Annotated in this window: 19 protein-coding genes; 5 read left to right on the top strand and 14 right to left on the bottom strand. The window is 64.5% G+C overall.

The genetic code is table 11. From position 1 onward, the window contains the following. Positions 1-40 precede the first annotated feature (40 nt). The 9 genes from fmt to dapF form a co-directional block, all read right to left on the bottom strand. Positions 41-997 carry a methionyl-tRNA formyltransferase gene (gene fmt / locus LKX83_RS07990; protein ID WP_227881696.1) on the bottom strand — a complete coding sequence of 319 codons (957 nt, stop codon included), beginning with the start codon at positions 995-997 and terminating at the stop codon, positions 41-43. Positions 998-1,111: 114 nt separating this feature from the next. Then, complete coding sequence (gene def, locus LKX83_RS07985) at positions 1,112-1,600, bottom strand: peptide deformylase (protein ID WP_227881639.1); 489 nt, start codon at positions 1,598-1,600, stop codon at positions 1,112-1,114. Between the two features lie 19 nt (positions 1,601-1,619). Next, complete coding sequence (gene priA, locus LKX83_RS07980) at positions 1,620-4,124, bottom strand: primosomal protein N' (RefSeq protein WP_227881638.1); 2,505 nt, start codon at positions 4,122-4,124, stop codon at positions 1,620-1,622. Next, on the bottom strand, positions 4,121-5,386 hold the full coding sequence (gene coaBC / locus LKX83_RS07975) for a bifunctional phosphopantothenoylcysteine decarboxylase/phosphopantothenate--cysteine ligase CoaBC (RefSeq protein WP_227881637.1): 1,266 nt from the start codon (positions 5,384-5,386) through the stop codon (positions 4,121-4,123). Before coaBC ends, priA begins: the two co-directional genes overlap by 4 nt. Before the next feature lie 287 nt (positions 5,387-5,673). After that, entirely contained in the window at positions 5,674-5,895 is a 222-nt protein-coding gene (rpoZ, locus tag LKX83_RS07970; RefSeq protein ID WP_227881636.1) for a DNA-directed RNA polymerase subunit omega, read from the bottom strand. 4 nt (positions 5,896-5,899) lie between these two features. Beyond that, positions 5,900-6,535, bottom strand: a complete 636-nt coding sequence (gene gmk / locus LKX83_RS07965; RefSeq protein ID WP_227881635.1) for a guanylate kinase — start codon at positions 6,533-6,535, stop codon at positions 5,900-5,902. Between the two features lie 13 nt (positions 6,536-6,548). Continuing rightward, on the bottom strand, positions 6,549-6,809 hold the full coding sequence (gene remA / locus LKX83_RS07960; protein ID WP_027084220.1) for an extracellular matrix/biofilm regulator RemA: 261 nt from the start codon (positions 6,807-6,809) through the stop codon (positions 6,549-6,551). A gap of 169 nt (positions 6,810-6,978) precedes the next feature. Further along, entirely contained in the window at positions 6,979-8,883 is a 1,905-nt protein-coding gene (locus LKX83_RS07955) for a bifunctional homocysteine S-methyltransferase/methylenetetrahydrofolate reductase (protein ID WP_227881634.1), read from the bottom strand. 153 nt (positions 8,884-9,036) lie between these two features. Continuing rightward, complete coding sequence (gene dapF, locus LKX83_RS07950) at positions 9,037-9,867, bottom strand: diaminopimelate epimerase (protein WP_227881633.1); 831 nt, start codon at positions 9,865-9,867, stop codon at positions 9,037-9,039. Between the two features lie 206 nt (positions 9,868-10,073). On the opposite strand from dapF, the gene LKX83_RS07945 reads away from it, so the two are divergent. The 4 genes from LKX83_RS07945 to LKX83_RS07930 all read left to right on the top strand — a co-directional run bounded on the left by LKX83_RS07945 (position 10,074) and on the right by LKX83_RS07930 (position 13,680). Further along, on the top strand, positions 10,074-10,859 hold the full coding sequence (locus LKX83_RS07945) for a gluconate 2-dehydrogenase subunit 3 family protein (protein ID WP_227881632.1): 786 nt from the start codon (positions 10,074-10,076) through the stop codon (positions 10,857-10,859). A 16-nt stretch (positions 10,860-10,875) separates the two neighbouring features. Further along, the gene (locus LKX83_RS07940; protein ID WP_227881631.1) at positions 10,876-12,597 is read left to right on the top strand and encodes a GMC family oxidoreductase; all 1,722 of its coding nucleotides are present in this window, start codon (positions 10,876-10,878) and stop codon (positions 12,595-12,597) included. Continuing rightward, entirely contained in the window at positions 12,594-13,346 is a 753-nt protein-coding gene (gene tatC / locus LKX83_RS07935; protein WP_227881630.1) for a twin-arginine translocase subunit TatC, read from the top strand. The genes LKX83_RS07940 and tatC overlap by 4 nt, the downstream gene beginning before the upstream one ends. Before the next feature lie 145 nt (positions 13,347-13,491). Then, a complete protein-coding gene (locus tag LKX83_RS07930) occupies positions 13,492-13,680 on the top strand; it encodes a twin-arginine translocase TatA/TatE family subunit (protein WP_227881695.1) in 189 nt (62 codons plus the stop codon). A gap of 112 nt (positions 13,681-13,792) precedes the next feature. Here the strand turns inward: LKX83_RS07930 and LKX83_RS07925 are convergent, their stop codons facing one another. Next, the gene (locus LKX83_RS07925) at positions 13,793-16,624 is read right to left on the bottom strand and encodes a calcium-translocating P-type ATPase, SERCA-type (protein WP_227881629.1); all 2,832 of its coding nucleotides are present in this window, start codon (positions 16,622-16,624) and stop codon (positions 13,793-13,795) included. A gap of 205 nt (positions 16,625-16,829) precedes the next feature. Between LKX83_RS07925 and LKX83_RS07920 the strand changes: the two genes are divergently transcribed. After that, on the top strand, positions 16,830-18,569 hold the full coding sequence (locus tag LKX83_RS07920) for an Rqc2 family fibronectin-binding protein (protein WP_227881628.1): 1,740 nt from the start codon (positions 16,830-16,832) through the stop codon (positions 18,567-18,569). A 186-nt stretch (positions 18,570-18,755) separates the two neighbouring features. On the opposite strand, the gene LKX83_RS07915 is transcribed toward LKX83_RS07920, so the two are convergent. The 4 genes from LKX83_RS07915 to LKX83_RS07900 all read right to left on the bottom strand — a co-directional run bounded on the left by LKX83_RS07915 (position 18,756) and on the right by LKX83_RS07900 (position 24,621). Further along, a complete protein-coding gene (locus tag LKX83_RS07915) occupies positions 18,756-19,592 on the bottom strand; it encodes a PHP domain-containing protein (protein WP_227881627.1) in 837 nt (278 codons plus the stop codon). Further along, positions 19,579-20,487 (bottom strand): LysR family transcriptional regulator, encoded by a 909-nt coding sequence (locus LKX83_RS07910; protein WP_227881626.1) that lies wholly within the window; start codon positions 20,485-20,487, stop codon positions 19,579-19,581. Before LKX83_RS07910 ends, LKX83_RS07915 begins: the two co-directional genes overlap by 14 nt. A 140-nt stretch (positions 20,488-20,627) precedes the next feature. Next, entirely contained in the window at positions 20,628-21,062 is a 435-nt protein-coding gene (locus LKX83_RS07905) for a hypothetical protein (protein WP_227881625.1), read from the bottom strand. Between the two features lie 133 nt (positions 21,063-21,195). Further along, a complete protein-coding gene (locus LKX83_RS07900) occupies positions 21,196-24,621 on the bottom strand; it encodes a response regulator (RefSeq protein WP_227881624.1) in 3,426 nt (1,141 codons plus the stop codon). Positions 24,622-24,806 lie beyond the last annotated feature (185 nt).

Raw genomic sequence — 24,806 nt, 5'->3', positions numbered from 1 at the left:
GCGCTTCCTCGTTCCGCCTCACCAAACGAAAAACGGCGCTCTATCCGAGCACCGTTCCGAACGCCAGCCTGGCGCCTCTCGCATAATCGGCCGCGGGCAGCGCCTTCTTGCCGGCCGGCTGCACCTCGGTCAGCACGACGCTGCCGTCGCCCGTCCGCACGCGAATGCCGTCGGCGCCGCTGTCCAACACCGTCCCGGGCGGCTGGTCGCTCCACGCGGCGCGCAGGTCGGCGTCCGCCGCTACGGGCGCGCGCACGCCCCACACTTTGAACACCTCGCCGCCCAGCGTCGTGAACGCGCCCGCCATCGGCGACAGCCCCCGCACGCGGTTGAAAACGGCGCGCGACGGGGCGCTCCAGTCCAGCCGCTCGTCGTCCCGCGTCAGATTGGGCGCGTAGGTCGCCAAGGCGTCGTCCTGCGGCTCGCGCGGCGCGGTGCCGTCTGCAAGCCGCGGCAGCCACTGCATAAGCAGCTCGGCGCCGGCCTCGCTCAGCTTCGCGAACATCGTGCCCGACGAGTCTTCGTCGGTGATCGGCACTTCGACCTTGGCGATCATGTCGCCCGTGTCGAGCCCTTCGGCCATGTACATCAGCGTGACGCCGGTCTTGGACTCGCCGTCGATGACCGAGCGCTGAATCGGCGCGCCTCCCCGGTACCGGGGCAGCAGCGAGCCGTGAACGTTGACGCAGCCGAGACGCGGCAGCTCCAGCACGCCGCGCGGCAAAATCTGCCCGTACGCGGCGGTCACGATGAGATCCGGCGCCAGCTCCGCCACCGCCGCAACCGCTTCGGGCGCGCGCATGCGCTCCGGCTGCAGCACCCGGAGACCCCGCTCCAGGGCGAACGCTTTGACCGGCGGCGGGGTCAGCTCGCGCTTGCGCCCCTTCGGCCGGTCGGGCTGCGTAACGACGCCCGCCACTTCCACGTCGGACACGTCCAGCAGCGCGCGCAGCGAAGGGACGGCGAACTCCGGCGTCCCCATAAATACGATCTTCAACATAGATGTCATCCTATCTCGCGTAGTTCGCGATTCCTCGCATCGATCCGTCCAACGCCGCCGGAAACGGGGACCGCCTTCTTCGGAGAGCCTTGGTCCGCCCCGGGGGCGGCGTCAATCCTGCGCTTCGTCCGGTTCCGGCGCCTTGCGCTCGTAGATCGACTCGGCGATATCGATGAACAGCACGCCGTTCAGGTGATCGATCTCGTGCAGGAACGCGCGGGCGAGCAGCTCCGAGCCTTCGTACTCGACAGGATTGCCGTGCCGGTCCTGGCCTTTGACCTTCACCTTCAGCGCGCGCCGTACGTCGCCCTGCAGTCCGGGAATGCTGAGACACCCTTCCGGTCCGAATTGCTCCCCTTCCTGGGAGACGACCTCCGGATTGACCAGCTCGATCAGACCGTGTTCCTCGTCTGCGTCGACGACGATGACCCGCTTCGAGATGCCCACCTGCGGCGCTGCCAGGCCGACGCCGTCCGCATCGTACATCGTATCGGCCATGTCGTCCAGCAGCTTGTGCAAATTGGCGTTAAACTTCGTCACTTCCTGCGCGCGTTCGCGCAGAACGTCATCGGGATGCTTCACGATCAAACGAATGGACATCGCGCTCAACCTTCCTTTTTTACAACATCATTTGCGGGTCGACGTCCACGCCGAGCTGCACGCCGTGGCGCTTAGCCGTCTCAGCCAGCTCCTTCAGCGTCTCCGCCGCCCAGGCGCGCGCGTCTACGTCTCCCCGATATTTTACCATACATTGAAAACGGTAGCGATCTTTCAATCTCGGAATCGGCGACGGAACCGGTCCGAGCACCTCGGCGGCCCGCGGCGCGTTCGGATCGTCTCCGCCCAACCCCTCCTTCGCCGCCCGCTCCCGCATCTTGGCCGCGAACGACTGGCCCATCGACAACAGCAGCGGCACCTGCTCGTGCGACAACGTCAGCGTGAGCAGCCGTCCGTAGGGCGGATAGCCGAGCGCCCGGCGATGGCCGAGTTCCTTGGCCGTGAAGCCGCGGTAGTCGTGATGCTCCACGGACGAGATCGACTCGTGCTCCGGTTCGTACGTCTGCACGATCACTTCGCCCGGCAGCTCGTGGCGGCCCGCCCGTCCGGCGACCTGGGTGAGCAGTTGAAACGTGCGCTCCGCCGCCCGGAAGTCCGGCAGCCGGAGCGCGGCGTCCGCCGCGAGCACGCCAACCAGCGTCACGTGGGGGAAGTCCAACCCCTTCGCCACCATCTGCGTGCCGAGCAGCACGTCCGCCCGGCGCTCGCGGAACGCCGTCAGCCAGCGCTCGTGCGAGCCTTTTTCCGTCGTCGTGTCGACGTCCATGCGGATGACCCGGATGCCCGGGAACGTCTCGGCCAGCGCTTCCTCAACCTTCTGCGTTCCGGTGCCGAAAAAGCGGATGTGCGGGCTTTCGCAGGACGGGCATTTGTCCGGCTCCCGCTCCGCGTAGCCGCAGTAGTGGCACCGGAGATTCTGCGAGCCGCGGTGGTAGGTCAGCGCGATGTCGCAGTGCGGGCACATTGCCGTGTAGCCGCAGGATCGGCACATGACGAACGTCGCGTAGCCGCGCCTGTTCAGCAGCAGCACCGACTGCTCGCCGCGCTCGAGCCGCGTCCGCAGCGCGTCGGCGAGCGCGCGGCTGAACATCGCCCGGTTGCCGAGCCGCAGTTCCTCCCGCATGTCGACGATGCTCACGCGCGGCAGCGGCCGGTCGGCCACCCGCTGCGGCAGCGGGACGTAGACCGGGCGGACAGCCTCGTCCCCTTCCCCCAACGCGGGCGCGGCGCCGGTCGCCGCCCCATACGTTTCCAGCGACGGCGTGGCCGACCCGAGCACGACGGCGGCTCCGTTCAGCCGGCCCCGTTCGATTGCGACGTCGCGGGCATGATACTTGGGGCTCTCCTCCTGCTTGTACGTCGTCTCGTGCTCCTCGTCGATAATAAGTAGTCCTAGCCGGGTAAACGGGGCGAATACCGCCGACCGCGCGCCGACCGCTACCTGCGCCCGGCCTTCCCGGATTTTGCGCCATTCGTCGTAGCGCTCGCCGTTCGAGAGACGGCTGTGCAGGACGGCGACGCGCGCGCCGAACCGCCCCTTGAACCGTTCCACCATCTGCGGAGTGAGCGCGATTTCCGGCACGAGCACGATCGCCTCGCGGCCTTGCGCGAGCGCCCGGTCGATCGCCTGCAGATAGATCTCGGTCTTGCCGCTGCCGGTCACCCCGTGCAGCAGAAATGTCTCGTGCCTCCTGGACTCGACCGCTTCGGCGATCGGCGCGTACGCCTCCCGTTGGGCGGGCGTGAGCGGCAGCGGCGCGGACGGCGCGAAGCTGCGGTCCGCATACGGATCGCGCTCGGCTGTCACGGCCCGCACCTCGAGGACGCCTTTATCCGCGAGAGCGCGGATCGCGGCGGTCGTCGTGCCGACCGCTTCGGCCAGGACGGACTGGGCGACCGGCTCCGGATGCGCCAGCAAATACGAAAGCAGCTCCTTCTGCTTGGCCGCCCGAGCCGGCAGCGCGTCCAAAGCTTGCCTAAGCTCGGACTCGGCGGGGGTGAACACGGTCAGCACCGTTTTGACCGACAACCGGTCCTCGACCTTCTGCCGCTCCTCGAGCTTGCCTTCTTTCACCCACATCTTCACGATGTCGGCCCGCTCGGGATGCTGCTGAAGCAGCTGCGACAGCTTCACCGGCCCGCCGCTTTCCAAGGCGCGCAAAAAATCGGCGTAAACGGACATCTCCAATACCGTCCACGCCGCGTCCGGCGCGGGCGAAATGTATTTCTCGGTCCGGCCCTTAAGCGCCGCGGGCAGCATCGCCTGCAGCGCGACCGTCAACGGGCATAACCAACGTCGGCTCATCCAGAGGCCGATCTCCACCAGCTCCTCCGACAACGGCGGCACGGCGTCCAGCACATCGGCGATCGGCTTCAGCCGGGACGGGTCGACCTCCGCTTCGCCGGCCGAGCCGAGCACGATGCCCTGGAGCGTCCGACCGCCGAACGGGACCGCGACGCGGCTGCCCGTCTCGACCCAGTCCGCCAGCCGTTCGGGCACGAGATAGTCGAACGGCCGGTCCGTCTCCCGGCTAGGCACGTCGACGATGACGCGGGCGATCTTCATGCTCCCGGCCCCTTCCCGCCGTCGGTCGGTCCGTCCCGCCGTTCCGCGCGCGCGATGGCCAGCTCCCAGATCCGGTCGGCGACGGCGCGCTTGGATTGCAGCGGCAGCGCGGCGACGAGCCCTTCTTCCCCGTACACGCTGACGATATTCGTATCCGTTCCGAAGCCCGCGCCCGCCTGGGAAACGTCGTTGGCGACGATCAGGTCGCAGCGCTTGCGCTTCAGCTTGTCCATCGCGTGGCGCTCGGTATCGTCCGTCTCCGCCGCGAAGCCGATGACGAACGGCGCGGGGCCGTTCCCGGCCACCCTGGCTTTCCAATCCCCGATCGCCTGCAGAATATCGGGGTTGCGCACGAGCTCGAGCGTCATCCGCTCGGCGCCCTTCTTCATCTTCGAAGGCTGCCGCTGCGCCGGACGGTAATCGGCGACGGCCGCCGCCTTCACGACAAAGTCGGTCGTCGGCATCCGCGCGAGGACAGCCTCGTGCATGTCGGCCGCGGACTCCGTGTATACGACGGTCACGCCGGGCGGCGGCGGGCCGTCGGTCCGCGCGCAGACAAGCGTCACGTCGGCGCCGAGACCCCTCGCGGACTCCGCCAGGGCGAAGCCCATCTTGCCGGACGAGTCGTTCGTGATGTAGCGGACCGGATCGAGCCGCTCGATCGTGCCGCCCGCCGTGATCAGCACCCGCCGGCCGGCCAACGGACGCGGCCCGGCGAGCAGCTCCACGATAACCGAAACGATTTCGTCCGGCTCGGCGAGCCTGCCTTTGCCGACGTAGCCGCAGGCGAGCTGTCCGGTGCCCGACTCCACGAACCGGACGCCGCGGCGCGCCAGCGTATCCAGGTTGATCTGCACGGCCGGGTGCGCGAGCATGTGAACGTTCATCGCCGGCGCGACCAGCACGGGGGCAGTCGTCGCGAGCAGCGTCGTGCTCAGCATATCGTCGGCGATCCCGTGGGCCAGCTTGCCGATGAGATTGGCGGTTGCCGGCGCCACGATGACGAGGTCCGCCGCATCCGCCCAGTCGATATGCTGGACGACGGAAGCGTCTCGCTCGTCGAAGACGTCGGTGGCCACCGGGTGGCGGGAAAGCGTCTGCAGCGTCAGCGGAGCGATGAACTTGGTCGCGCCTTCGGTCATGATGACCCGGACCTCTGCGCCGAGACCGACCAGCCGGCTGCATAGGGTAGCCGCCTTGTATGCCGCGATCCCTCCGGTAATGCCCAGCACGATCGTTTTGCCCGTAAGCGTTGGACTCATCCTGCATTCCCCTCTCTTTTCGCCGCCTTCCCGAAAGGGAAAGCGACGGCTCTCTCTTCATAAAAAACGGACCCGCCTGCTCCGAGTAGAGGGCTGGTCCGTTTACGCGCGAACGACGGCGCCGGCGAAGGCGGCGTCCCCGCCGTCCGCTGCGAACCGCGCCTGCCGCGCTGGAAGCGAGGGCCGAGGCCCGTTCGACCGCATTCCGCGGCCGAACGGCCGAAGATGCCCCTAACGGAGAAACGCGGAGAAAAAAAACAACCGCGAGGGTTGTTTCTTTCGGTGCATCATTCTTCTTCCGGTTCTTCTTCGTTTCGAATGGCTTCGACCGTAATGAGGTCTCTGTAAATCTCCTCGAGCGCGACGCCGACGACCTTGTGGGACTTCGGCGCGTCCAGGCTGCTGATCTTGCCTTCGCGCAGCGAGCGCGCCCGCTTCGAGGCGGCGACGACCAGCGTATACTTGCTGTCTACCTTGCGGACCAATTCGTCGATCGATGGGTACAGCATGGGATCACCTCTCCGTTACGTTTTCAGTGAGCGGCAAGCGGTCGAGCTCCTCGAACAGCTCGTGAAGGAAACGCTCGCGCTTGCAATGTTCGGCGATCAGAATCGCCTCGATGCGATGGCATGCGGTATCGATCTCGTCGTTGACGACGGCGTAGTCGTAGTGCTCCAGCAAGTTCATCTCCTGGACGGCTACCGACAGCCGATGGTCGATCGTGGCCTGGGACTCGGTCCCGCGGCCCGTGATCCGCTCCTTCAGCTCGCGAAGGGAAGGCGGCAACAAAAAGACGAAGATCCCCTCCGGGAACTTCTCTCTCACTTTGACGGCGCCTTGCACTTCGAGCTCAAGAATGATGTCCTTGCCCTCGCTCAGCGTCTTCTCGACGAAATCGCGGGGCGTGCCGTAATAGTTTCCGACGTATTCCGCATATTCCAGAAGCTGATCCTTGGCGATCATCTCCTGAAACTGCTCGCGCGTCCGGAAGAAATAGTTCACACCGTCCTTCTCTCCCGCGCGCGGGGCGCGGGTCGTGGCCGACACGGAATACGTCAGCCCCGGCAGCTTGTGCCGAAGCGCGGCGCAAACCGTGCCTTTGCCGACGCCCGAAGGGCCGGACAATACGATAAGCAAACCTCTGTTCATGGACTTCCCCGATTCATTCGTCATGTTCGTCGTCTTTGGTCGACAACCGGTGAGCCACCGTCTCCGGTTGGACGGCCGACAGGATGACGTGGTCGCTGTCGGTGATGATGACGGCGCGCGTGCGGCGCCCGTACGTCGCATCGATCAACATGTGCCGGTCGCGCGCTTCCTGAATGATCCGTTTGATCGGTGCCGATTCCGGACTGACAATCGAAATAATCCGATTCGCGGACACGATATTGCCAAATCCGATATTGATCAGCTTGATCGCCATGCCACTTTTCCCTCCGGTCCATTCCTCGCAAGCAGCACCCCGGGGCAACCCTACTACGCTCTCATTGTTGCCGAAAGCGGCCCTACGCATACTGCGGGACTGTGGATACACTTGGCCTCCCGGTCGCGCGCCGATGCGGCTGGGCGTTCCGTTCGCTGGCCATATTTGTTTATTCTACTTGAAATCTCTCGGACGGACAAGAGGTTTGCTCATCTTCGAACGACGCCGCGCTCCGCGCCTTGACGTATGCGGCGAGCTCGGCCGTCATCTCGTAAAAGAGGAACGGCGTCATGAGGTAGATGCCGTTGAAATGCTTCATCGCCGAATCTAGCAATTCCTTCGCGATCGCCACGCCCTCCGCCCGGCCGGCCGCGCCTTCGAGACGCTGCATGCGGCCCCGGACCTCGTCGGACAGCTGGATGCCGGGCACCTCGTTGTGCAGATACTCGGCGTTGCGCCCGCTCGCGAGCGGAAAGATGCCGAGGAAGACCGGGACGTTCAGGTGACGGGTCGCCTCCGCGATCCGTTCGATCAGTCCGGCGTCGTAGACCGGCTGGGTCATGACGTAGTCCGCCCCGGACGCGATTTTGCGCTCTAGCCGCTGCACCGCTTTGTCCAGATGCTTGACGTTCGGGTTAAACGCCGCGCCGACGACGAAGCCTGCCTTCTGCTTAAGCGGCTTGCCCGAGAAGGCGATGCCTTCGTTCAACTGCTTGATCATGCGGATGATCTCGAACGACGTCAGATCGTAAACCGAGCTCGCTCCCGGCAGGTCGCCGAACTTCGCCGGGTCGCCCGTCACGGCCAGCACGTGGTCGATGCCGAGCGCGTCGAAGCCCATCAGATGCGACTGCGTGCCGATCAGATTGCGGTCCCGGCAAGCCAGGTGCACGAGCGGCCGGATGCCGACCCGCTCCTGCACAAGTGCGGCGAGCGCCATGTTGCTCATCCGGGTCACGGCGAGCGAGTTGTCGGCCATCGTCAGCGCATCCGCCCCCGCTTCCCGAAGCGCGGCAGCGCCGGCCATGAACTTCGAGATGTCGAGCTCGCGCGGGGGATCCAGCTCGACGATGACGGTATGGCGCCGCTTGGCCAGCTCAACGATCGACGGCGCGGCCGCCTGCCTGGCCGGCTCCGGCACGACCGGCTCCGCGAGCCGGATCTGCGCCGCCTGCGCCTCGGCCGCTTCCGCGGCGGTCGCGCTGGGCGCGTAGCCGCGGAGAGCGCCCGCGATCGCCGCGATATGGTCCGGCGTCGTCCCGCAGCAGCCGCCGATCAACCGTGCGCCTAAGTCGGCGAAGCGGCGTGCGTTCGTCCCCATGTACTCCGGCGTCGCCGAATAGACGACCTGGCCGTCCACGTAGTCGGGGAGGCCGGCATTCGGAAACGCGCTGAGCGGCCGTTCGAAGTCGCGCGGGATCGCCTCGAGCGCGCGTAGAATGCCGTTCGGTCCGCTGCGGCAGTTAAAGCCGATGACGTCAGCACCTTCGGCCGCGAGGCGCGCGAACGCCTCCGGCAGCGGCACGCCGTCGTGCGTCCGCGTCGGGTCTTCTACGGCGAACTGGCAGATGACGGGGAGATCGCTGAGCTTGCGGACGATGCCGAGCGCGAGCGACAGCTCCTCCAGGTCGAAAAACGTCTCGAGCAGCAGCCCGTCCGGCTTCGCCCCGACCAGCGCGCCGATCTGCTCTTCGAAGTCCCGGCGAATGCTCGCGGTCCGTACGTTTTTGCGGCGTCCCGCCCGGATCGCGCCGACCGCTCCCACGACGTAAGCGCGGTCGCCCGCCGCTTTGCGGGCGAGCTCGACGCCGGCGGCGTTGATCCGCTCCGCCTGCTTCTGCAGGCCGTACTTGGCCAGCTTGGCGTACTGCGCGGAGAAGGTGTTCGTCTCGATCACTTCCGCCCCGGCCGCGATATAGCGGCGGTGCACGTCCGCGATCACGTCCGGCTGCAGCAAGTTGTATTCTTCGAACGAAACCCCGATGGGGAATCCGAGCTGGTACAAATAAGTGCCCATCGCGCCGTCGCCGACGAGCGCTCGCCCGGCGAGGGCTGCGCGCAAATCCGGTTTCAAAAGGCTTCCCATCCAATCTGTGCAAAGTCGTGGCAGAATACGATTGCCAAGCGTATCAGGTGTTATTAATGTAGCACATTTCCCCGATGCCGGAAATGCCAAAAACCCGGCCGGAGCCGGGCATTGTCGGGCGAAAGGCGGCGGTTGCCCGCTTTAGAGCGTACCGGTATAGACCGTCTCGGCCGGCCCCGTCATATAGACGCGGCCGGTCTCTTCGTCCCACTCGATGTACAGGTCGCCGCCCGTCAGCGAGATCGTCGCCCGGCGGTCGGTGAGGCCGTTCAGCACCGAGGACACGAGCGTCGCGCAAGCGCCGGTGCCGCAGGCGAGCGTCGGGCCGGCGCCGCGTTCCCAGACGCGCATATCCACCTGTTCGCGGGAGTTAACCGTGGCGAACTCCACGTTGATCTTGCGCGGGAACAGGGGATGCGTCTCGAGCTTTGGTCCCCATTTCGCCAGATCGAAATGAACGGCGTCGTCCACGTAAATGACGGCATGCGGATTGCCCATCGACACCGCTGTAAACGTAAAGTCCCGTCCGTCCACCGTCGCCGTCGCGCCGACAACCGGATCGGCGTCGATCGTCGTAGGGACGTCAAGGCCGTTCAGGATCGGTTTTCCCATATCGACGCGCACGCGCCGCGCTTTGCCGTCCACGACTTCGAGCTGAACCGGCTGCACGCCCGCGCCCAACGTCTCGATCGTGATTTCCGTCCGGTTGGCCAAGCCGTTGTCGTTGACGTATTTGGCTACGCACCGGATCGCGTTGCCGCACTGCTCCGCCTCGGAACCGTCCGAGTTCATGATCCGCATCATGAAGTCGGCCTTGTCCGAAGGCAGGATGTAGACGAGTCCATCGGCGCCGATGCCGAAGAACCGGTTGCACAGGCGCACCGCGAGCGAGGACGCGTCCGCGGGCAGCGCCTGCTCGCCGTACACCACGATAAAGTCATTGCCGAGGCCGTGCATTTTTGTAAATTCCATGAGGCTTACCCTCCAGATCGATAGGCTTGGAATGTCCTTTTCGATTTCCTATCATACCGTATATTTTTCCCGCCGCGCATACAGCAATCGCCGGATTGTTTGCATTTTTCTGACGATCGGCCCGCCTTTATGGATAACATTGCAAGCGCAGGTAATCATACGACTGACTGCAAACGTTGTTCGCCCAAACGAAGGAGGACCCCATCATGGCCAACGAAGATAAGCGTCCGCCGCAGCAGCCGCAGGACGACTCGCGCAGAAGATTCCTAAAATATACGGGCACCGCGATCGGCGGCGTCGTCGTCGGGGGCATTGTCGGCGGCCTGATCGGCGCCAACGCGAACAAGACGAAAAGCGGCGCTCCCGCGCCGGGCGCCTCACCCGCGCCGCCCGCGGCCGAATCGGACCGCGACTACAACCAGGCGCTCATGTTCTTCAATCAAAACCAGTTCCAGATCACCGAAGCCGCGACCGAGCGCATTTTCCCGGCCGACGACCTCGGCCCCGGAGCCAAGGAGCTCGGCGTCGCCTTCTTCATCGACCACCAGTTGGCCAGCGCCTACGGGTCGAACGCGAAGGATTACATGATGGCCCCGTTCTACAAGGCCGAAGCCTATCAAGGCTATCAGATGGCGTTCCGCCGGCGCGAGCTGTTCGTGCTGGGGCTCGAGGCGCTGGACGGATTCAGCACCAAAAACTACCAAAAGAAATTCGTCAAGCTGACGCCCGAGGAGCAGGACGCCGTCCTCGCCGCCTTCGAATCGGACAAGGCGGACGTTCAAGCCGTGCCGGCCCCGACCTTCTTCAACATGCTGCGTGCGCTGACGCTCGAAGGCGTCTATTCGGACCCGTTGTACGGCGGCAACAAAAACATGGGCGGCTGGAAAATGCGCAGCTTCCCGGGCAACCAAATGAGCTACACCGACGTGATCGAAAAGGACGGGCTCGTCAAAATCGAGCCGCTCAGCCTGCACGATCACCTGACTTCCTGAGAGGAGAATCGAACCTATGGCTACCAAACTGCCGAAAGTACCGGTCGTCATCGTCGGCATGGGTTGGGTCGGGGGCATCATCGCCGCCGAGCTGACCAAGGCCGGCATTCAAGTGGTGGGTCTCGAGCGAGGCAAAAGCCGCAGCACGGAAGATTATTACCACGTGCACGACGAGCTGCGCTACGCGAACCGTTACGAGCTGATGCAGGATTTGTCCAAAGAGACCGTCACCTACCGGAACAACGAGAAAGTCCGGGCGCTGCCGATGCGCAGCTACGGTTCGTTCCTCCTCGGCGACGGCCTGGGCGGAGCGGGCGTTCACTGGAACGGACAATACTATCGTTTCCTGCCCTACGACTTCGAGATCCGCTCCAAGACGATCGACCGGTACGGCAAAGGCAAAATGCCGGAAGGGATGACGCTCCAAGACTGGGGCATCAAATACGACGAGTTGGAGCCTTATTTCGTCCAGTACGAGCAGATGGCGGGCATTTCGGGCGAACCGACGACGCAGGACAACGTAGGCAAGATGTCCAAGCCGTTCCCGACGCCTCCGATGAAAGTGACGCCGGGCATGAAGCTGTTCCACGACGCAGCCAAAAAGCTCGGCTACAAGCCGTACATGATCCCGTCCGCGAACCTGTCTCAGGATTACACCAACCCGGACGGCGTCTCGCGCGCCGCCTGCCAATACTGCGGCTACTGCGAGCGGTTCGGCTGCGAATACGGCGCCAAGGCCGACCCGGTCGTCACCGTTCTGCCGGTCGCGCAGCAGACGGGCAAGCTGGAGCTGCGCACGTTCGCCAACGTCACGGGCGTCTCCCACAGCGGCGGCAAAGCGACAGGCGTCACCTACGTGCATACGCCGACCGGAGAGGAATATTTTCAGCCGGCGGACGTCGTGGTACTCGCGAGCTACGTCTTTTCCAACGTTCGTCTGCTGCTCCTGTCCAAGTTGGGCAAGCCCTACGATCCGGCGACGGGCACGGGCGCCGTCGGCCGCAACTATTGCTACCAGGTGAACGGGGCGTCGACGACGGCTTTTTACGACGACAAGGAATTCAACATCTTCATGGGCGCGGGGGCGCTCGGCAGCAGCCTCGACGACTTCAACGGCGACAACTTCGACCATACCGACCTGAAGTTTCTCCACGGCGCCAACATCCGGTACACGCAGGCGGGCTTGCGCCCGATCCAGCACAATCCGACGCCGTCGGGCACGCCCGGCTGGGGCCAGCAGTTCAAGCAGGCTTCGATCCAATACGCCAACCGCGTGTTGAACATCTCCGGACAGGGTGCGTCCCTTCCGTTCCGCCATCACTATCTCGACCTCGATCCGGTGTACAAGGACTCGCTCGGCCTGCCGCTCATGCGGATGACGTTCGACTTCGAGGACCAGGACAAGGAGCTCGTGAAGTTCATCGCCTCCAAAACGAAAGAAATCGCCGACCAGATGGGCGCGACCAAGACGGAGATGAAGGACAGCCTGTCCACCTACAGCATCGTGCCGTACCAATCGACGCACAACACGGGCGGCACGACGATGGGCGGGGATCCGTCGATGTCGGTTGTCAACAACTACCTGCAGATGTGGGACGCCGAGAACGTGTTCATCTGCGGCGCGTCCAACTTTCAGCACAACAGCGGCTTCAACCCGACCGCGACGGTTGGGGCGCTGGCCTACCGGGCGGCCGAGGGAGTCTCCAAGTACTTGCAGAAGCCCGGATCCCTCGTGTGAAAGCGGCCAAAGGGCTGGCGCTCGACGCGGATCTCGTCCGCCTTCTCGGCGAGCTGCGCAGGCGGCTGATCTACGTCGGGCTTTGGTTTTTCGCAGCGCTGGCGGTCGGCTTGTACGCGTCGCCCCACCTGCTCGCCTACGTGCGGACGCACCTGGGCGGCATCCAGGTGGAGTGGAGCGTCTTCTCCCTGTCGGACGGGCTGCTCGTCTATATGAAATGCGCGATGCTGCTCGGCTTCGTGCTCACGCTTCCGTTCGCGATGTACCACGTGTGGCGCTTTTCCCGTCCCGGTTTGACGGAGACGGAGGCGCGGGCGACGCTGCTGTACGTGCCGGTGTCGTTCGTCCTGTTCGTCGCCGGCATGGGCTTCGGCTATACGGTGGCGCTGCCGATGATGATCCGCTTCATGATCCGGCTGAACCAGAGCATCGGCGCGCACGAGGTGTACGGCATCCACCATTACATGTCGTTCCTGCTGAGCTTCCTTTTCCCGATGGGCATCGCTTTCGAGATGCCGCTTGTGCTGCTGTTTCTGACGCGGATCGGTCTGCTCACCCCCGGCTCGCTCAAACGGGTGCGCAAGTTCGCATACGTCGGGCTCGCCGTGCTCGGCTCCTGCATCTCGCCGCCCGATTTCGTCTCGCATCTTTCGGTGACGGTGCCGCTCATTTTGCTGTTCGAGATCAGCGCCTTCGTCTCGACGCGCTATCACCGCCGCCGGGAGCGGCTGTCGGTCCGACCGGCGTAAGCGCGGGAGGTTTCCCGGGCGCGAAGTCGCGGGAGCCTAGATTTTCGGCTTGTTAGGTCGCGAAAGAATCGATTCCACCGGGCTGCACCCGATATTTTCGGCCTACAAGCCATGATTCGAATGTATTGGAAGGGAGGTGTTCCCTCTGTTCAACAACATCGGTGTTTCCGGCCTCGTCATCATCCTGGCCATCGCGCTGATCGTCTTCGGCCCCGCCAAGCTGCCGCAGCTTGGACGCGCGTTCGGAGACACGCTGCGCGAATTCCGCAACTCGACCAAAGGCATTGCGGACGACGGCGCGGAAGAGGAGCCGAAGCCCATCAAGATCGAGTAGCCCCGCCGAAAGCACGAGGTCCCTCCAACGCAAGCAACCCGCTCCGGCTCGCCTCTCTCTCGAGGCGATCCGACGAGCGGGTTGCTTTTTGGGGACGAGGACTTCGCCCGGCTCAGCGCGCGTACGGAGCGGCGGCGCGGGTATTGGCGCCGGAGCCGCCGTACGTGATGCGGTTGCCCGGACGGCGGCGGCGGCGCGACGAACCCCAAACGCTGCCGATGCCCATCGCGAAGGTCGGGATGCCGGCCGCGACGAAGACGAGCGCCCAATCGCGCAGCGTGAGCGGCACCGTTTTGAAGATCGGCTGCATCGGCTCGAAGTACAGGACGGCGAGCAGCAGCACGAGCGACGACAGGACGGCGAGCACGAGGAACTTGTTTTCGAAAAACCGCCGGTGGAAAATCGAACGCGAGCTCCGGCAGTCGAACACGTGGATGAGCTGCGCCAACACGAGCGTGGCGAAAGCGACGCTCTGCGCGTGCACCAGATGCTGTGCGTCGCCCGTCCGGCCCCCGAGCGTCAGCACGAACGCGGCGAGCGTGCAGACGCCGATCAGCACGCCCCGGCTGATGATCTTCCAGCCGAGCCGCCGCGCGAAGATGTTTTCCTTGGAAGAGCGCGGCCTCTGGCGCATCAGGTCGCTCTCCGACTGGTCGACGCCGAGCGCCATCGCCGGCAGGCCGTCCGTGACCAGGTTGACCCACAAAATCTGGATCGGGATGAGCGGCAGCGGCAGCGCGGCCATCATCGCGAAAAACATGACGAGAATTTCGCCGACGTTCGAGGCGAGCAGGTACCGGATGAACTTGCGAATGTTCTCGTAGATGCCGCGGCCCTCCTCGACGGCCGCCACGATCGAGGCAAAGTTGTCGTCGGCCAGCACGAGGGCGGACGCTTCCTTCGTCACGTCGGTGCCGGTGATGCCCATCGAGATGCCGATGTCGGCCGCCTTCACCGCCGGCGCGTCGTTAACCCCGTCGCCCGTCATCGCCACGACGTGCCCGTGCCGCTGCAGCGACTGAACGATGCGCAGCTTGTGCTCCGGCGAGACGCGGGCATAAACGTAAACGGTGTCCGAGATCTTGTCGAGCTGCTCGTCGCTCAACCCGGAAAGCTCGGCTCCGCTGAGAGACTTGCCATCGCGGGGCAAGATGCCGAGCGTTCGCGCGATCGCTTCGGCCGTCAGTTGGTGGTCGCCCGTGATCATGACCGTCTTGATGCCGGCGGCGCGGCATTTGCCGATCGCATCCGCGACTTCGCGGCGCGGCGGATCGATCATCCCGCTCAAGCCGACGAAGACGAGCCCTTCCTCCGCATCGGTCTCGTCCTCGCAGGCATCCTGCGGACGCACGTCGCGGTAGGCGAATCCCAGCACGCGCAGCGCTTCCTGCGCCAGCTCCCCATTGGCCTGCAGCACCTTTTGACGGAGGGTGCCGGTGAACGGCACGACCTTTCCGTCCCAGAGCACGTACGCGCAGCGCTCGACGAGCAGGTCGGGGGCTCCCTTCGTGCAGATGAGCCGCCCGCCCTGATGCAAGACGAGCACCGACATGCGCTTGCGGTCCGCATCGAACGGAAACTCCTTGACGCGCGGATACAGCTCCTCGATCGATGCGCGCCCGAGCCCGGTCTTGGCGGCCAGAACGAGCAGCGCGCCTTCGGTCGGATCGCCCTTGACCTGCCATTCGCCGCCTTCCGCCAGCTCTCCGGCTTCCCGCGTCGCCTTGCGCTTGCGCAGCTCCTCCGAACGATCCGCGCGGGCGAGCTGCGCGTTGTTGCACAGCGCCGCGATCTGCGTCAGCCGCCGCAGCGCCGCGTCGCCTTTGACGTCGATCGTTTTGCCCTTCTCGATCAGCTGGCCGTGCGGCTCGTAGCCTTCGCCCGTCACCTCGACGACGCGGCCGCCGACCCAGACCTTCGTAACCGTCATTTTGTTCTGCGTCAGCGTGCCGGTCTTGTCCGAACAAATGACCGAAGCGCAGCCCAGCGTCTCTACGGACGGCAGCTTGCGGACGATCGCCTTGCGCCGGATCATCCGCTGCACGCCGAGCGCGAGCGCAATCGTCACGATCGCCGGCAAGCCTTCGGGGATGGCGGCGACGGCCAGGCTGACGCCGGCCAGGAACATGCCGTAGAGCGGCTGGCCGTGCAGCACCCCGGCAACCACGACGAGCACCGTCAACGCGAGGGCGACGACGATCAAAATTTTGCCCAGCTGCTCCAGCCGGTGCTGCAGCGGGGTGTCCGCTTCCTCCGTCTGCTGGATCAGATCGGCGATTTTGCCCATCTCCGTGTTCATGCCCGTCATGACGACGACGCCCTTCGCCGTGCCGCGCGTCACCATCGTGCCGAGATAGGCGCAGTTTTTTCGGTCGCCGAGCGACATTTCGCCCGATTCGAGCCGGACCGCGTCCTTGACCACCGGCACCGACTCCCCGGTCAGCGCCGCTTCTTCGATCGTGCACTGGTTGCTCTCGATCAACCGGAGGTCCGCCGGCACACGGTCCCCGCTCTCGAGCAGGACGACGTCGCCCGGCACGAGATTTCGCGCCGGCACGGTCTCCATCATGCCGCCGCGCAGGACGCGGGCGGATGGCGCGGACAGTTCCTTCAGCGCCTGCAGCGAGCGCTCCGCCCGAAACTCCTGGTAGAACCCGAGCAGCCCGTTGAGCACGATAATCGCGATGATCGTGAGCGCGTCAAGCATTTCTCCGAGCAAGCCCGAAACGACGGTCGCGCCCGCCAGGACCAGCACCATGAAGTCCTTGAATTGATTGATCAGCAGCTTGAACGGGGACTCCCTTCGCCGTTCGGCCAATTCGTTGAGCCCGTGAAGCGCGATCCGCGAAGCCGCTTCATCTGCCGCCAAGCCCTCCTTGACGTTGGTGCCGAGCGCCGTCGCCAGTTCGGCTTCGTCCAACTGGTGCCAAGCCTTCCCCTCCACTGAAGTCTCCTCCTCCCGCAAGTGCGCCGCCCCGCTTCCGCCGGACAGCCCTTTCTGCCCTATGTGTATTCAGACAAGCCGCGAAATATCCCGACTTGTCCGGGAGACGGCGGTAAGGGCGCCCTTTCCCTTTGCGGGCAACTGTGGCATCATAGGAAGAACGGATTCGCATCCGAAATCATTCGATTACCGGGAGTCTACGCCAATGTCACTCGACGGCATCGTCACCCGCGCCCTCGTCCACGAGCTGCAAGCCGTGGCCGGCGCGCGCATTCATAAAATCTATCAGCCGACCGATCACGAGCTCGTGCTCCATATCCGGGGCCAGGGCTTCGGCCGCAAGCTGCTGTTGTCCGCCCACCCGTCACTGCCCCGCCTGCATTATACCGAGCAGCCGTGGGCCAATCCCCAGGAGCCTCCGATGTTCTGCATGCTGCTCCGCAAGCATTGCGAAGGCGGCGTCATCGAAGCGGTCCGCCAGGTCGGGCTCGAGCGCGTCGTCGAGATCGACGTCCGCCACCGGGACGAGCTCGGCGATCTGTCGCTGAAGCGCCTCGTCCTCGAGATCATGGGACGCCATAGCAATCTCATCCTGCTCGATCCGGCGACCGGCGTCGTGCACGACAGCATCCGGCACGTTACGCCTTCGATGAGCAGCCACCGGATCGTCATGCCGGGAACCGCCTATGTCGCCCCGCCGTCCCAGCACAAGCGGTCGCCGCTCGACGCCTCCGCGGCGGACGTCGAAGCCGCCTTGGGGGCGGCCGATCCGGGTCGCCTGCCGGGCAGCCTGTCCTCGGCGCTCGTCGGCGCCTTTACGGGGATTAGCCCGCTGCTCGCCAAGGAGATCGTCCATCGTGCCGAAGACGAAGCCGGAACAATTCCGGCTGCCTTTCTCGACGCGATGGCCGACGCGGCCGCGCATCGATACGCGCCCTCGATCGTGGAGACCGGCGACGGACGCAGCGTCTTTCATGCGCTTCCCCTGACCCATGTACCGGGAACGCATCGGCCATTCGCGACGATCCACGAATGCCTGGAAACCTACTACGCGGACAAAGCCGAACGCGACCTCGTACGGCAGCGGACGGCCGATCTGGCCCGCTGGCTGCAAAACGAAACCGCGAAAAACGAAAAAAAGCTGGAAAAGCTGGCTGAAACGCTGGAGGAGGCTTCGGGCGCCGACCGGCTCCGGAAGTACGGCGAGCTGTTGACGGCCCATCTGCACCAGGTAAGCAAGGGAGACGCCGCGGTCGAGGTCGTCGATTATTACGAGGAGGAGCAGCCCGCGCTGTCGATCCCGCTGGATCCTCTTCTCACGCCGAACGAGAACGCGCAACGCTACTTCCGCAAATATACGAAGCTCAAAAACAGCCGGGCGATCGTCGTCGATCAGATCGAGGGCGCCAAGGAGGAGCTGCGCTACCTCGACTCCGTCGCGCAAGGCCTCGACACGGCCACACCCGCCGACATCGAAGAGATCCGCGGCGAGCTCGTCGAGCAGGGCTACATCCGGGAGCGTGGCGGGCGCAAAGGTCCCCGCAAAAAAAAGAACGACCGCCCCGCGCTGCTCTGCTACACGTCCAGCGAAGGCATCCCGATCTACGTCGGCAAAAACAACACGCAAAACGATTACGTCACCAATCGGCTGGGACAGCCGTCCGACACTTGGCTGCATACGAAGGATATCCCCGGCTCGCACGTGCTGATCCGAAGCTCCGCTTACGGCGAAGAAACGCTCCGCGAAGCGGCGATGCTGGCTGCCTACTACAGCAAGGGCCGCGAATCGAGCCTCGTCCCCGTCGACTACACGAAGATCCGGCTGGTGCGCAAGCCGAACGGCGCAAAGCCCGGATTCGTCATCTACGACGGCCAAAAGACGCTGTTCATCACGCCCGACGAAGCCGTCGTTCGCAGCCTGCCCAGCACCGTGAAGCAAGTGTAGCGCGCTCATCCGCGCGTCGTCCCCGGCTAGGGACCGCGCGTGTCGGGCGAGCCGTTCCGCGCCGCATGACGCCTTATCGCCAAAAGAGGGTGTTCCCTTCCGGTCGCTGCCGACCTCGGGAACACCCTCTTTTTTTATGCGCCGATCCTCCCGGCGCCCGACTGCGCCCGCCTGCCGCCGGGGCGGCTACTTGCCCTGCAGCGCAACCAGCACGGCGGCGTCGACGGTCCGGCTGCCGATCGAGCCGTGATAAATTTTACCCTTGCGGGCGCCGTGAAAGTCCGATCCGCCCGTGACAAGCTTGCCATGCGCCTCGGCCATCGCCCGATAACGGGCGGCGTCCGCCTCCGAGTGGTCCGAATGGTACGCCTCGAGTCCGTCGGCGCCCGCCTGCGCGAGCAGCGACGCGACCAGGTCGTCCCGGTCGTAGAGGCCCGGGTGCGCGATGATGGCCGTCCCGCCCGCTTCGTGAATCCAGGCGATCGCCTGCTCGGGGGAGATGCGAGGCGGAAGCACGTAGGCCGGTCGGCCTTCCGCGAGAAGCCGATCGAACGCCTCCTGTACGTTCGCCGCGGCGCCCGCGCGCACAAGCGCCTCTGCGATATGCGGCCGCCCGATCGTCTCGTCGGCGCCTCTGCCGTCCCCCGCGGCGTCCATTACCTGCGCCATCGTGAGCGGGATGCCGAGCTCGTTCAGCCGGGCGACGATTGCCTCGTTGCGCCGCTCACGTACGCCGCGCAGCTTCGCAAGCCGTGCCAAAAACGTCTCGTCGCGCTCGTCGACATAATACCCGAGCACGTGAATATCCTGCCCGTCGCTCGCCGTGCTGATCTCGACGCCGGGCACGACGGCGACACCGTAACGCGTTCCCGCATCCCGGGCTTCGCCGATGCCCGCCACCGTGTCGTGGTCGGTGATCGCGATCGCGGCGAGTCCCGCCTCGCGGGCCATCCGGACGTTGTCCGCCGGCCGGTGGAGACCGTCGGAGGCGGTCGTGTGCGTGTGCAAATCAGCTAAGTTCATCCGGCAATCCCCTTAGATAGTTTAGTAGAGCGGACGCCGCCAGCGGCAGATCGGCCGACTGCTGACGGACCGCGTAGAACTGCCTGCGGAACGACACGCCCCGGATGCGGACGGGCTTCAAGAGCCCGAGCGCCGCCTCGTGCTTTAACGTCCAGACGGACAAGAAGGACAGCCCGAGTCCCGCCTCGACCGCCGACTTCACCGCGCCGGTGCTGCCGAAGTCGCTGACGACGCGCAGCCGCTCGGGCGACGCCCCGTGGCGGATCAGTTCTTCCTCCATGACCTGCCGCGTGCCGGAGCCGGTTTCCCGGAGCACCATCGGCTCCTCCAGCACCTCGTCCAGCGTCACCTCGGCGCGCGAGGCGAACGGATGGTCCGCGGGGGCGACCAGCACGAGCTCGTCGTTCATGACCGGCTCCACGTAAAGCCCCGGTCCGTCCACCCGTCCTTCCACCAGGCCGAAGGCCAGCCCGTGATGTTCGATTTCGTCGAGAATTTCCGTCGTATTGATGATGCGCATGCTGACGGACAAATCGGGGTACCGCTTGAGGAACGGCCCCAGCATTCGGGGCAGCACGTACTCCCCGATCGTCAGGCTTGCCGCGAACTTCAACTGCCCCTTGAGAAGAAGGGCGTATCTCGCCATCAAATCGTCGGTTTCCCGCATCAGCTCGATCGCCTTGCGCGCTTGCGGGAGCAGGCAGCGCCCGGCGTCGGTAAGCTCCAGCTTTTTGGCCGACCGCTGCAGCAGCTTGACCCCGTAACGTTCTTCCAGCGCCTGGATCTGCATCGTCACCGCCGGCTGGGTCATATGCAGCGTCTGCGCCGCCGCGGAGAAGCTGCCTCGCTCCGCAACCGTATAAAAGATATGGAGCTGATGCACGTTAAGCGCCAATTACGTCTCCTGCCTTCCCCATTCTTCCATGCGTTTGAAAGCATTATATCACATGGTTCTCCGAATCTTGGTGTCCGCGGCCTTCAAAACGACAAAAAAAGCATGCCGGATCGGCATGCGAAAGGGAAAGAGGCCGCGGTTCAGCGGCGTTTGCGGTTGTTCTTGATCAGCGTCATCCGGCGGGAATGGCGAAGCCAGGAGTAATACGTCTTCAAATCCCGCAACTCCATCGTCTCCGACATGCGGCCAAGAAACGTGACGACGATCATCTTGTGCAGCGGATTGCCCACCAAATCGACCTGCTCCGACGGCGTGAACTCCGCCACGAACACGAGGTCGTCGTCGATGGTGTAAACGTCTTCTTCATTTCGATAGTAGGACACGACGCGTCCTTCCTTCAGGCATTCCCACAAGTATTGGGCGATATCGGAGAAACCCGTCTTCTCGGTCTCCACCCGGTCGGTCCACCGGACCCTAGCATGATTGGTGATGATGATATCCGCGACTTTCTTGTCCCCGAGGGCGACGTAGAAAGGCTCGTATGTACTCCAGCGCTCCGTATGCTTATCCTTCACCGGGTGTTCCTCCTTTCGCCTTGTGGGCCTTAAGTACTATCTCGAAAGAAAACGAAAATAGGAATTTAAGTATATTCTACCTCACCGATTCCCGAGGATTCAACATTAAAATAAATCGCTGTCAATCATTACATTATTTCTCAAAATTCGACTCTTCCGGGGAGCGCCGACCTCCCTGTTCCAGCAGCGCCATCGCGCAGAGTGCCGGCTCCAGCGCCTCGGTCAGCACATCCAGCTGCGCGCGCCATCGCGCCTCGAACCGCGCATCCGGCCGGGCCGGGCTCAGCGGCCCGTCGAGCCCGGCATCGCCTTCCCGCGCCTCCGCCAGCTCGCGTTCCAGCCTTGTCGCCGCGGCGTACAAAGCCTTGGCGGACAAATTGCTCGTCACGCCCCGGAACGTATGAAGAAGCCGCAGCGCGCGGTCGCGCTCTCCCCGCTCGAGCAGCGTGGTCAGCCGATCGGCGAAATCAGCGTAATCCCTGCGAAATCGCTGAACCATCCGGCGCAAAATATGCGTCTTTCCGTTCACCCGCTCGCCGGCCTCCCCCCAATCCACCGCTCTGGCCGTCGCCACCCATCGCCGCACGACCTCGTACAGCGCCGCGGCTTGGATCGGCTTCGTGATCACGTCGTTCATCCCGACCTCGTAGCATTTGCGACGATCCTTCGCCATCACGTTCGCCGTCATGGCGACGATCGGCAGCGACCAGGCGGGATGGATTTCGCGCAGCCGCCGGGTCGCTTCGTAGCCATCCAGCGCCGGCATATGCACGTCCATCAGCACCAGATCCCAATGCTGCTCGGCCGCCATCCGCAGCGCTTCGTAGCCGTCCGCAGCGACGCCGACCTCGAATCCGCGATCCGCCAGCAGTTCGCGGGCGATCTCCTGGTTGATCTCGTGATCTTCCACGACGAGCACCCGAACCGGGACCGGCCCCTCTGTCGCCGCCGGCTCGTGCGGAGGGTGCTCCCGGTCGTGGCGCCTCTCCTCCTCCAACCCCGCCAGCACGAGCCGCAGCGAGCGCCGGTTGATCGGCTTGATCAGCGAACGGTCCGGCCGGTCCTCTTCCGCCATCCGCAGCAATTCAGCTTGACCGAGCGTGGTCGTCATGGCGACCGTGCGCGCGCCTCGCGCCGCGGTCCGCAGCCGAAGCCAGGTCGATTCTCCGTCCATGTCGGCCATCTCCATGTTAAACATGACGTAATCGAACGCTCGTCCTTTTGGCAGCGAGTCGAGCAGCGCGATGGCGTCGGTCCACGAGTCGGCGAAGACCAGGGCGTCGCGAATCGGCATCAGCATGTTGAGAAGCGTTTGCTGCATAAGGCCCGGACGTTCGATACACAAGATGGAACGATGCAGCGACGCGGAAGGTTCAATCTTGCGGGCCGCCGATTCAACCGGAAACGTCAATTCAAAGAAAAAGCGGCTCCCGACGCCCGGCTTACTCTCCACTTCCAGTTGCCCGCCCATCAGCGCGACCATTTCGTCGGCAATAACGAGCCCCAGCCCGGAGCCGCCATATTTGCGGCTGGTCGAGCCGTCCGCCTGTACGAACGGCTGAAACAGCTGCGCCAGCTGATCATCGCGGATGCCGATGCCGGTGTCGGTGACGGAAAAGTGCAGGGCAACCGAGCCCGGCTGCCGATCTCTCGCGCGCACCTTCAAGAGTACATACCCCTGCTCGGTAAATTTGATCGCGTTGTTCGTCAAATTCAGCAGCACCTGCTCCAGCCGCAGCGGATCCCCCAGCAAACGGGCCGGGACGTCGTCGGGGATGTCGAAGATCATCTCCACGGGCTTGGGGCCGAGGAAGATGCTCAGCGTATCGGCCAGCTTGCGGATCAAGTCGTCGACATCGAAGGGAACCTGCTCCAGCTCGAACTTGCCGGCCTCGATCTTGGAAAAGTCTAGAATGTGGTTTACCGTGCCGAGCAGCGCCTCCGAAGAGGAGGCGATCTTCTGCACGTAGCCGCGCTGGGCGTCGCTGAGCGGCGTCCGCTCCAGCAGCTGCGTGAATCCGACGATGCCATTGATCGGCGTGCGGATCTCGTGGCTCATCCGGGCGAGAAACGAGCTTTTCGCTTCGTTCGCCCGCTCCGCCTCCAGCTTCGCCTCGATCAGCTCGGCCTGAATCCCGATTTGTCTCGTGATGTCCCTGAACAAGCCAACGTAACCCGTCACCCGGCCCTGGTCGTCCAAGATTTTGCTGACGTTCAAGTGGACGGGCAGCTTGGCGCCGTCTTTGTGGACGAAGATCCGGTCCTCGGTGATCGTCGGCCGGTTTAATAGCTGCTCGCGGAGATAGGGCAAGCCGGGCTCGATCTTCCTCCCGCGCTTGTCCGACAGCCGCTCGGCAAGCGCACGCGAGTCCGCCGGGTCGGCGTAGACGAGCGGCGTATGCCGGCCGACGAGCTCATCCGCCGCATACCCGAGTATGCGCTCCGCCGACTCGTTGAACTGAGTAATGACGTACGCTTCGTCTGTGACCACGATTCCGTAGTCGCTCTGGTGGGTGACCGCTTGCAGCGGCTCGAACAGCCGGCGCAGCTGCTCGACCATGCCGTTGACGGACGCGGCCAGGGCGCCGATCTCGTCCTCCTTGTCGATGGCGAGCGGCGAGACGCGGAATTGACCGGCGGCCACCGCCTCGGTTTTTTTCAAAATGGCTTTGATTCGATTCAGCAGCGGGCGGATCAGCAAATAGAGGAGTACGGCCAACGCGGCTTCCGCTGCGACGCCCGCCGCGATCGTCAGCAGGAGCAGACGATGCAGCGGCGCGTAGAGCCGGTCCGTCGAAATTTGCACGACCAGGTGCCAGCCGGTCCCTTCGACCGCCGAGCCGATAAAGAGGTTTCCCCCTTGCTGGAGCTGAAACATTTCCTTTCCTTGCGTCGCCGCCGCAAGGCGTAAGAGCGCCTCGTTCTTCCAGGCGTCCCCTCCATCCGGCGCGTAGACGATGCCTCCGCGATCGTTCACGAGAGCCGCATTGGTCCGCATGTTCATCTCGAATTCAACCGTGTCGGCGAGAATGGCGTCGGCCCGCACCGTCGCGCAAAGATAGGATTCCGCGGTGCCGAATACGTCCAGTACGGGAATTTGAACCGCGATCGCCCTGTGCGGGAGAGTGAAGCTCCGAACGGGAAAAGGCCCCGAGACCGCGGGCCTGTCCGACCCGGATCGGGGGCAGGCGCCGGCCGGAATCGCGCCGGCCAAGCCGCCGGCCGACGCGAGGAGTCCGCCCTCCCGGTCACGAAGCACCAACGACTCGTAGGCTCCGTCCCGCTGGAGGACCCGTTCCAGGCGCGCTTGCCGCAGCGCTTGTTCGCCGAAGCGGACGGTCTCATCGGAAGCGAGCGATTCCAGCTGCTGTATGCGGGTTTGAACCCAGACGGAAAGCGACTCGGCGTTCGCGGCGACTTTGGCCGTCGCGTTCTCGAGCAAAGCATTGTGGATGGTCGTCCTGGCGGAATGATAATAAAACCATCCCGTCAAAAACAGCGTGACGCCAGTCGTAAGCAGAAGCAGCAGCCACAAACGGAAGCGAAGTGAACGAAACATCGGGCATCCCCCTTGGCTGTTTCTGTCGTCAGGCGCTAAGCTCCGTCCTCCGCCCGCCGGACCGCCGGCTTCGACGCCTTCGAACGCGGGTTACGACGGTCAAGCCGAAAAAAAACTCCTTCCCGCGCTGAGGACGCGAGGAAGGAGGCTAGGACGGACGGCAGAAGCTGGCCCGCGAATGTCCG

Origin of the sequence: Cohnella baijiui, assembly GCF_020731285.1 — a bacterium.
Taxonomy (GTDB): Bacteria; Bacillota; Bacilli; order Paenibacillales; family Paenibacillaceae; genus Cohnella.
Note: the sequence above shows the minus strand (reverse complement) of the source record. Positions and strands in the feature narration are given on the sequence as shown.

Coding starts and splice junctions, on each gene's coding strand:
- def (WP_227881639.1), bottom strand. CDS start 1,600: ATGTCCATTCGTTTGATCGTGAAGCATCCCGATGACGTTCTGCGCGAA.
- priA (WP_227881638.1), bottom strand. CDS start 4,124: ATGAAGATCGCCCGCGTCATCGTCGACGTGCCTAGCCGGGAGACGGAC.
- coaBC (WP_227881637.1), bottom strand. CDS start 5,386: ATGAGTCCAACGCTTACGGGCAAAACGATCGTGCTGGGCATTACCGGA.
- rpoZ (WP_227881636.1), bottom strand. CDS start 5,895: ATGCTGTACCCATCGATCGACGAATTGGTCCGCAAGGTAGACAGCAAG.
- gmk (WP_227881635.1), bottom strand. CDS start 6,535: ATGAACAGAGGTTTGCTTATCGTATTGTCCGGCCCTTCGGGCGTCGGC.
- remA (WP_027084220.1), bottom strand. CDS start 6,809: ATGGCGATCAAGCTGATCAATATCGGATTTGGCAATATCGTGTCCGCG.
- dapF (WP_227881633.1), bottom strand. CDS start 9,867: ATGGAATTTACAAAAATGCACGGCCTCGGCAATGACTTTATCGTGGTG.
- LKX83_RS07945 (WP_227881632.1), top strand. CDS start 10,074: ATGGCCAACGAAGATAAGCGTCCGCCGCAGCAGCCGCAGGACGACTCG.
- LKX83_RS07940 (WP_227881631.1), top strand. CDS start 10,876: ATGGCTACCAAACTGCCGAAAGTACCGGTCGTCATCGTCGGCATGGGT.
- LKX83_RS07920 (WP_227881628.1), top strand. CDS start 16,830: ATGTCACTCGACGGCATCGTCACCCGCGCCCTCGTCCACGAGCTGCAA.
- LKX83_RS07915 (WP_227881627.1), bottom strand. CDS start 19,592: ATGAACTTAGCTGATTTGCACACGCACACGACCGCCTCCGACGGTCTC.
- LKX83_RS07900 (WP_227881624.1), bottom strand. CDS start 24,621: ATGTTTCGTTCACTTCGCTTCCGTTTGTGGCTGCTGCTTCTGCTTACG.